This is a genomic window from Pelatocladus sp. BLCC-F211 (genome assembly GCF_041928655.1).
In the GTDB taxonomy this organism is placed as follows: Bacteria; Cyanobacteriota; Cyanobacteriia; order Cyanobacteriales; family Nostocaceae; genus Pelatocladus.
Map to the genome: position 1 here is coordinate 1 of NZ_JBHFLM010000113.1, position 7,063 is coordinate 7,063.

Sequence of the window (7,063 nt, forward strand, 5' to 3'; positions counted from 1 at the left end):
CCTTGATGATTGTCTACTAGATATTAGTTCTGGAGCTGAACAAGAGGAGGAAGATCCACAAGATTGATTCCCCTTGTTATTCGCGATTATTTATCGCGAATAATGTTTCTTTCTGTATTTTTACAAAATTGGGATGCTCCCTGCAAAATCTTGGTCATGTGAGCATTGTGAAAATTGGAACAGTATAAAAGACAAATCTATTTGCTTGTCATGTTATTGGGCATATCCAGAAAGCTATACACATATTGCGATGAGACAAGTTAGAAGGATAGACCTTATTTGGCAAGGGAAAGATGTTGAGATTTACGAAATCTTAAAACAACAAGCGATCAAATTGGGAAAACAAATCCCTGAATTTGTTAAGGAAATCATTGAACGAGAAATGCGACAAAATGGTGACAGCTAAAAAATAGCAGCATCGTAACGCACCGCGATTGCTCCTGTATTACCAAATCAAAGATCAAAAGAAAATTTAAATATTCGATCCTTGATACCTCAGCTTTGATACAGTAATTCAAAAGCTATGAAAATTTATTGAAAATCTAGAGGCTTCGAGTTATGAAAGTCCTTCATGGTACTTGGATACCGAATGCTGAGAGTGATTTTATACAGTCTGGCGGGTTTTTCTTATGGGTGGAAACTCCTGTGATGAAAAAGCGACAAAGCACTCAAAAAAATATTCACCCTGGACATCTACTCAAAGAAGAATTAGTCAAATTTTTAACAGCAGAATTGGGAATCAAAGAAGTAGCACCAGTACTGACACAACGGATATCTCCCAAATATTTTGTTTTGCCAACTATTAATAATCAGCCTTTACCTTCACCAGAATTAAGCAAATATCTCGAAGCTGAAACCCCGGAAGACTATGAGGAGTTTCAATACTGGCAGGTAGACTGTTACGAAACAGTCACTTCTACAAAAGCAATTAACGCGATCAAATTACTCAATGACATCCATTTTTTAGCACTTTATAATTCCAGTGAAATTCAACTGGGTTCGGATCTCCTGTTTTGGTATCACTACACCCAAGCTTTTAAAGAAGTAATTTTAAAAGACCAGTATATTCCAGCACTCAAATATCGACAGTTAAATAATAGTACTGAGAAGAAAAATAAACAAAAGTCCATCAAAAAACCTGCATTTGAAATCTATGCGACTTGGGAGATTATTTCCGAGCAATACGAAGCGAATATCAAAAAATACATTGAATACATGCCACTAATTTGTGTGGCGGGTGCAACAGAACCAATAGATACAGTTGAGTTTTACGACAAAGAAACACTATTACGTCACTTTTCGGAATTTCTATTACATGATTTGCTGAATCATACTCCGTCTACAGCAGCTTTTGACAAGCAAATCGTTGATTCTCTAGTTTACTATTGCTTGTATCCCAACCGTCACAATCCTTTGACGGGTGATGCACCTTTAGCAGAATATCAGGAATGGCTGGCATGGAAAACTAAAATTACTCGCACTCAAAGCGACTCTCTGTTTCACCTCTGTTTGCAGTTGTCTGATCCTACCCCAGACAATATTGATAACTGGCAAATGCAGTTTTTAGTAGCCAGCAAACAAGATCCTTCGCTGAAGCTAGCACTGGCTGATTATTGGCCTATGAGTCAAAAAAACAAAGCTGGGGTAGAGAAAGAATTTGGTAAGAACTTTGAAACTAATTTACTGCTGAAACTGGGTTATGCAGCGCGGATGTATCCTAAATTATGGCAGGGTTTGGAGAGCGATCGCCCCACAGGAATGCGACTGAGTTTAGAAGAAGCTTTTGACTTCCTCAAAGAAAGTGCTTGGGTATTGGAAGACTCTGGCTTTAAAGTCATCGTACCGGCTTGGTACACTCCCGCAGGTCGCCGTCGTGCCAAAATTCGCCTCAAAGCTTCAAGTGGGAAGTCTGCAACTAAGAGCGAGAATAAAAGCTATTTTGGTCTAGATTCATTAGTACAGTATCAGTATGAATTAGCAATTGGTGATCAAGTCGTCACCCCTAAAGAATGGGAACAGTTAATTAACGCCAAGTCTCCCCTCGTGCATTTTCGTGGTCAATGGATGGAACTCGATCGCGATAAAATGCAGCAATTACTCGAATTTTGGCAATCCCACGGTAACGAACAACCAGAAATGACTTTGCTGGAGTTCATGCAACGCAGTGCAGAAGCTGGTGAAGAGTGGGAAGTTGAACATGATGAAGCTTTGTCAGCAATGATGGCGAAGTTGCAAGACAAAACCAGACTAGAACCAATTGCAGAACTAGCAAACTTGCAAGGAACCTTACGAGAATACCAAAAACGCGGTGTATCGTGGCTGGAATATATCGAAAGATTGGGATTAAATGGCTGTCTCGCCGATGATATGGGTTTAGGTAAATCGGTGCAAGTAATTGCTCGATTGGTTCAGGAGAGGGAGGTGTGGGGAGCGGGAAAAGAGCAAGGGGACAAGGGGGACAAGGGGGACAAGGGGGTAACTTCTGGCTCATCTTTGTTGTTACCTACGTTATTAATTGCGCCGACATCGGTGGTGGGAAATTGGCAAAAAGAGATAGCTAAGTTTGCACCACATCTAAAAACAATGGTGCATCATGGTAGCGATCGCATCTTAAATCCTGCTGACTTTAAAGCCGCAAGTCTGCAACACGATGTAGTTATTACCTCTTTTACCCTGGCTCGTAAAGATGAAAAACTCTTCACTAGCGCCGATTGGCAAAGGATAGTAATAGATGAAGCGCAAAATATCAAAAATCCTAAAGCAGCACAAACTAAAGCTATCTTAAAATTATCGGCAAAACACCGATTAGCATTAACTGGAACTCCTGTAGAAAACCGCTTACTCGATCTTTGGTCAATTTTTAACTTTCTCAATCCTGGTTATTTGGGTAAAGAAGCGCAGTTTCGTAAGTCTTTTGAGATTCCGATTCAAAAAGATAATGACAAAATCAAATCAACTACCCTGAAAAAATTAGTCGAACCTCTGATTTTGCGGAGAGTCAAAACCGACCAATCTATTATTAATGATTTACCTGATAAAGTAGAGCAAAAATTATATACTAATCTTACCAAAGAACAAGCATCGCTCTACGAAGTTGTTGTGAAAGACGTAGAAGAAAAACTTCAAGAAGCAGAAGGAATTCAACGCAAAGGTTTAATTCTTTCCACACTGATGAAATTAAAACAGATTTGTAACCATCCAGCCCAATTTTTGCAAGACAACAGTGAATTTTCCACCGAGCGATCGCATAAACTCAGTCGTTTAGCAGAGATGGTAGAAGAGGTCATTTCTGAAGGGGAAAGTTTGCTCATTTTCAGTCAATTTACTGAGATATGCGAGAATTTAGAAAAACATATAAAACATGCATATCATTGCAATACTTATTACCTGCATGGTGGTACTAGCCGCAAACGCCGGGAACAAATGATTACTGAATTTCAAGACCCGGAAACAGAACCATCTGTTTTTATACTTTCTCTCAAAGCAGGTGGTGTTGGTATTACTTTAACCAAAGCCAACCACGTCTTCCACTTTGATCGGTGGTGGAATCCAGCCGTCGAAAACCAAGCCACTGATCGCGCTTTTCGGATTGGTCAAAAAAAGAATGTCTTTGTGCATAAATTTGTGGCGATCGGTACACTAGAAGAAAAAATTGATCAGATGATTGAAGATAAGAAAAAACTCTCTGCGGCTGTAGTTGGTAGCGATGAATCGTGGTTAACAGAATTAGATAACGAAGCGTTTAAACAACTTATTTCGCTGAATAAGAGTGCGATTTTGGAATAAGTTGCTGAATCACAGAAACATTGTTGCGTCTATGCTGATTCAGCATAACAAAATCATAGCGAAATGCTGCTAGAGCAATAATGTAGCATGATATGCTCTAAGGAGCAAAATTTTCCGATTCTATGAGTGGTATTGACCGTAAAATTGTTCTCGATTCTAGACACATTGCCAAGCATTTACCCAATACTTTTCAAGTGCAACGGTTGCTGAGTCGGAGAAGAGCGGTTCATGTTTTTAACGATGAAGCCACAATGAATCGAGTTGCTCAAGCCATCATAGAAAGAGGAGAATATGTAGGTATCATTCGGGAATACGAGCGTTATGGGCTGTTCTTTGCTGAAGCAATTGGCTACAGAATTAGCCCTGACGGTTTAACAACTCCATTGTTCTATGGTGAGGTGAAAATTGATGCAAAAAATCGATATCACGTCATTCCCAGCACCCGACCAAGTGAAGGATAACTGGCAATTTGCAGAGGTCTGGATTGAGCCGATGCTGTCGCCCCCGTATATTCTGCTTCTACTTAGTAATCATTCAGGAAATTGCTGCGTCTATGATCCTGCCAAGGATTATAGAATTATCTTTACTAGCTCTACTTATGAAGAAGCCCAACTTTGGTTGCTCGAAGATGAGTATGAACCACTTGAAGGACGGCTGTGTGCATCTGAGTTACAGTCAGACTGATTAGCAACGTCTCGATGCTATGACTGATGAAGACATTGACTTATCAGATTGCCCAGAATATGTAGGTATTGTTTATGTCAAAATTTTCTCGCACTTGGTGGGGCGATCGCACTTTGCACTTCAAACTCAAGAAGAGTATGGCATGATCAGCGATAGAGGCGATTGAATAAAAATGTGCCATTAGTTCCCAAGAATGCTGTAGGGGATAATTTTTGCAAATGCCCAAGTTCACTGTGGTCAGGAAGTCTTACAATCGAAATGAATTTAGAATTGGGCATTTGTACAAATGACCTTACAAGAACTGCAAAAACAAGTACTGCGATTACCAATTAGCGATCGCTGGCAATTGGTACAAACTTTGTTGGAATCTCTACAACAGGAAACTACTTCAGGCTTAAAACAGAGGAATCTGTCTCGACTTCAAGGAGTTGCAAAAAGCGAGGTGACACAGAGCAATACTGATGATGTAGAAGACTATGCAACCTATCTCACCGAGAAGTATCAGTAATGCGAGCTTTGATTGATACCAATGTCGTTCTTGATTTTTTGCAAGCACGAGAGCCATTTGTGGAAGATGCAGCAAAGCTATTTGAGCGGATCGATACTGGAGAGATAGAGGGTTTTATCGCCGCAACGACAATCACCAATATTTATTACATTGTTCGCAAAGCAGCAGGAGTAACAGTAGCCCAAGATGCGATCGCCCAAATTCTGGCAGATTTACACATCTGTACGGTAGACCGAACTGTGTTGGAACAAGCTATCGCTCTTAATTTTCGAGATTTTGAGGATGCAGTGCAGTATGCTTGTGCAGTGATATACGGAGTAGATGCAATCGTGACTCGTGATGTATCTGGATTTGTGGGTTCAAAGATTCCGGTAATGTCACCAAGACAGTTGAGTTAATGTCACTATCCTGTGAACAATAAAATCGCACAGATAAGGATAGAAGGAAAATTACAAGTATTATTACCAATTAAATTTATGTCAAAATTTTCTCGCACTTGGTGGGGCGATCGCTTTATTAAAGCCCTAGAAGCATTTACCGACGAAGGTAGACTCCAACGCGGACGTTCTTATGCGCGTGGTGGTAAAGTCAAAAGCTTTGAGATAGAACAAAATCATATTACTGCTCAAGTCAGAGGTTCAGTCAATCCTTATTTTGGTGTTTACAAAGAACCTACATACCACATAGAAATAGAAATAAAAGCTATTAATAAAACAAACTGGAAACAAGCCATAGACAAACTTTCATCAAAAGCGAGTATTGTTTCTCGACTGTTGCTCAATGAAGTTCCAGAAAACATAGAAGATACTTTTGCTGAATTAGGAATACATTTATTGCCGCACAGTCGTAAGGACTTTACAACAAGTTGTTCTTGCCCAGATTATGCTAATCCTTGCAAACACATCGCTGGAGTTTATTATTTAGTCGCATCTGAACTAGACCATAACCCATTTTTGTTGTTTGAATTACGGGGATTATCGAAAGCAGAACTACAAGCAAAATTGGCTGAGTCACCTTTAGGTAGAGCTTTATCTTCGGAACTAAATGACCAAGACATTCCTCTAGAAAATTCCACATCACTTTATACAAAAGTGGAAAAACAAACCGTGACTCAAAAGCCAAATGCTAGAGAATTTTGGTTAAGCACAAAAAGACTCCCGCAAACAATAGAAGTTCCAACAAAAAGTAGTGTTTCAGCTATTTTGATTAAGAAACAGGGTGATTTTCCCGCTTTTTGGCAAAAAGATAATTCTTTTATTGCAACGATGGAAGAATTGTATGGGCGGGTGAAGAACAAAAATCAGAATTTGATTTAAGACGAGTCTCAAACACTCGTTCATCTATTTCATATCAGGTTCGGATAATTAGTTATACTTACCACAGTCATTGCACCCCACCCCTTAATCCCCTCCCCGCGTGCCTACGGTGTACACACAAGTTTACCCAGAGCGAGTTTCCAGCCAAAAAAGGTGGATTCAAACTGCTCAAGACCACGAACTAAAGTAGTAATACCGGGAGGTTTTTGAGACTTGTAACCAGACCAACCACCAATTCGAGCAATAATCCAAGTAGCCCAAGCAAGAGAGTCAGGAGGATAGGGATTTTTTTGAAGTTTAGTGTTACCTTCTACAGTTGGTGCGATCGCCCTTCAAGCATTGCTGTTGCTCGTGGGAAAAAGCAACACTCTTCTGGTAAATCAGGATTGTCTCGACCCTGAATCAGTTGTAAAATTCGCACAGCAAGAGCCTTAGCGAATACAGTTAGTCGTTGGATAGCAGCGATTGACTCTAACTGGGTAGCTTCGAGATTTAATCCAGCAGTTTTGAGAGTGGCAAAAAGTTGTTCAATGCGCCATCGCCATGTGTACCATCTAATTATTTGTAGTGCTTGTTCTAAACAAACGACTTGGTGGGTGGTGAGCAATCGCCAATGAATCGGTGCTTGACTTATATCTTGCACCTGGAAATTTGAATGTCAATTCCATTACTAAGTGCCAAGTTTCTCAGACGTTCAATGTCTTGTAAAAGAAGTAACAACACTAATTGTGGAAAGATAATTTGGAATGCAATTTCTGCGGCTTGTCCC

General features: G+C 40.0%; 8 protein-coding genes and 1 pseudogene. 8 read left to right on the forward strand and 1 reads right to left on the reverse strand.

Annotated features, from left to right (window positions below):
* The first annotated feature begins 133 nt into the window (after positions 1-133).
* The 8 genes from ACE1AT_RS13990 (at position 134) to ACE1AT_RS14025 (ending at position 6,294) form a co-directional block, all read left to right on the forward strand.
* Positions 134-406 (forward strand): hypothetical protein, encoded by a 273-nt coding sequence (locus ACE1AT_RS13990; protein ID WP_374869253.1) that lies wholly within the window; start codon positions 134-136, stop codon positions 404-406.
* Between the two features lie 152 nt (positions 407-558).
* The gene (locus tag ACE1AT_RS13995; RefSeq protein WP_374869255.1) at positions 559-3,786 is read left to right on the forward strand and encodes a DEAD/DEAH box helicase; all 3,228 of its coding nucleotides are present in this window, start codon (positions 559-561) and stop codon (positions 3,784-3,786) included.
* 122 nt (positions 3,787-3,908) lie between these two features.
* Positions 3,909-4,247 carry a hypothetical protein gene (locus ACE1AT_RS14000; protein WP_374869257.1) on the forward strand — a complete coding sequence of 113 codons (339 nt, stop codon included), beginning with the start codon at positions 3,909-3,911 and terminating at the stop codon, positions 4,245-4,247.
* Positions 4,195-4,470, forward strand: coding sequence for a hypothetical protein (locus ACE1AT_RS14005; protein ID WP_374869259.1), 276 nt, complete (start codon positions 4,195-4,197; stop codon positions 4,468-4,470). The genes ACE1AT_RS14000 and ACE1AT_RS14005 overlap by 53 nt, the downstream gene beginning before the upstream one ends.
* A 19-nt stretch (positions 4,471-4,489) precedes the next feature.
* Positions 4,490-4,636, forward strand: coding sequence for a hypothetical protein (locus ACE1AT_RS14010; RefSeq protein ID WP_374869261.1), 147 nt, complete (start codon positions 4,490-4,492; stop codon positions 4,634-4,636).
* Positions 4,637-4,756: 120 nt separating this feature from the next.
* A complete protein-coding gene (locus ACE1AT_RS14015; protein WP_374869263.1) occupies positions 4,757-4,978 on the forward strand; it encodes a hypothetical protein in 222 nt (73 codons plus the stop codon).
* Positions 4,978-5,376 carry a type II toxin-antitoxin system VapC family toxin gene (locus ACE1AT_RS14020; protein WP_374869265.1) on the forward strand — a complete coding sequence of 133 codons (399 nt, stop codon included), beginning with the start codon at positions 4,978-4,980 and terminating at the stop codon, positions 5,374-5,376. The genes ACE1AT_RS14015 and ACE1AT_RS14020 overlap by 1 nt, the downstream gene beginning before the upstream one ends.
* A gap of 78 nt (positions 5,377-5,454) precedes the next feature.
* Complete coding sequence (locus ACE1AT_RS14025; RefSeq protein ID WP_374869267.1) at positions 5,455-6,294, forward strand: SWIM zinc finger family protein; 840 nt, start codon at positions 5,455-5,457, stop codon at positions 6,292-6,294.
* 104 nt (positions 6,295-6,398) lie between these two features.
* Here ACE1AT_RS14025 and ACE1AT_RS14030 read toward each other — a convergent pair.
* Positions 6,399-6,928: pseudogene (locus tag ACE1AT_RS14030) on the reverse strand (IS4 family transposase); the annotation flags it as partial.
* Between the last annotated feature and the right edge of the window lie 135 nt (positions 6,929-7,063).

What these genes read in the sequence shown, in the direction of transcription:
- ACE1AT_RS14025 (WP_374869267.1), top strand. Translation starts at nt 5,455, where the DNA reads ATGTCAAAATTTTCTCGCACTTGGTGGGGCGATCGCTTTATTAAAGCC.
- ACE1AT_RS13990 (WP_374869253.1), top strand. Translation starts at nt 134, where the DNA reads ATGCTCCCTGCAAAATCTTGGTCATGTGAGCATTGTGAAAATTGGAAC.
- ACE1AT_RS14015 (WP_374869263.1), top strand. Translation starts at nt 4,757, where the DNA reads ATGACCTTACAAGAACTGCAAAAACAAGTACTGCGATTACCAATTAGC.
- ACE1AT_RS14000 (WP_374869257.1), top strand. Translation starts at nt 3,909, where the DNA reads ATGAGTGGTATTGACCGTAAAATTGTTCTCGATTCTAGACACATTGCC.
- ACE1AT_RS14010 (WP_374869261.1), top strand. Translation starts at nt 4,490, where the DNA reads ATGACTGATGAAGACATTGACTTATCAGATTGCCCAGAATATGTAGGT.
- ACE1AT_RS14005 (WP_374869259.1), top strand. Translation starts at nt 4,195, where the DNA reads ATGCAAAAAATCGATATCACGTCATTCCCAGCACCCGACCAAGTGAAG.
- ACE1AT_RS14020 (WP_374869265.1), top strand. Translation starts at nt 4,978, where the DNA reads ATGCGAGCTTTGATTGATACCAATGTCGTTCTTGATTTTTTGCAAGCA.
- ACE1AT_RS13995 (WP_374869255.1), top strand. Translation starts at nt 559, where the DNA reads ATGAAAGTCCTTCATGGTACTTGGATACCGAATGCTGAGAGTGATTTT.